A 561-nucleotide genomic window follows, 5' to 3' on the forward strand; every position below is an offset into this window, starting at 1 on the left:
ATCACCTCCTTAAACGACGACTCGCTGCTTCGCGGCAAGTGCTCACAATGAATTGCCTGATCGACCAGAGCAAAGACTGTTGGGCCTCGGCCCAGTGGTTGGTAGCCGGGTCTGTAGCTCAGTTGGTTAGAGCGCACCCCTGATAAGGGTGAGGTCGGCAGTTCAAATCTGCCCAGACCCACCAAATTTGTGTGATACGGCGTTGCTACGATACTCGCATAGCTGGCTATGCGTCGCATCGAAGCGCCTGGTCTCACGCAAATTAAGTCGTATCGTCTTATTGCGATGTGTTTCGCCTCAAGCTGAAAAACAGAAGCAAGAAGAGGGGCCATAGCTCAGCTGGGAGAGCGCCTGCCTTGCACGCAGGAGGTCAGCGGTTCGATCCCGCTTGGCTCCACCACTTACCTGCACGCCACCACAACAGTTACCTGATCGGATCCGCAGTCATAAACCACTCTCGCACGAAACGATGACCGGTTTATGACTGTCGATTGACAGTCGCTCTTTAACAATGTGAATCATGCTGACAATGTTCTTTCCGCAAGGAAAGGACGCAAGATA

2 tRNA genes are annotated in these 561 nt (G+C 52.9%); both read left to right on the forward strand.

The annotated features are described in order from the left end of the window. Positions 1 to 107: 107 nt before the first annotated feature. Positions 108 to 184, forward strand: a tRNA-Ile gene (locus tag JH15_RS17420). A gap of 140 nt (positions 185 to 324) precedes the next feature. Then, positions 325 to 400: transfer RNA gene (locus tag JH15_RS17425), tRNA-Ala, on the forward strand. The last annotated feature ends 161 nt before the right edge of the window (positions 401 to 561 follow it).

Origin of the sequence: Litchfieldella xinjiangensis (genome assembly GCF_000759345.1) — a bacterium.
GTDB lineage: Bacteria > Pseudomonadota > Gammaproteobacteria > Pseudomonadales > Halomonadaceae > Litchfieldella_A > Litchfieldella_A xinjiangensis.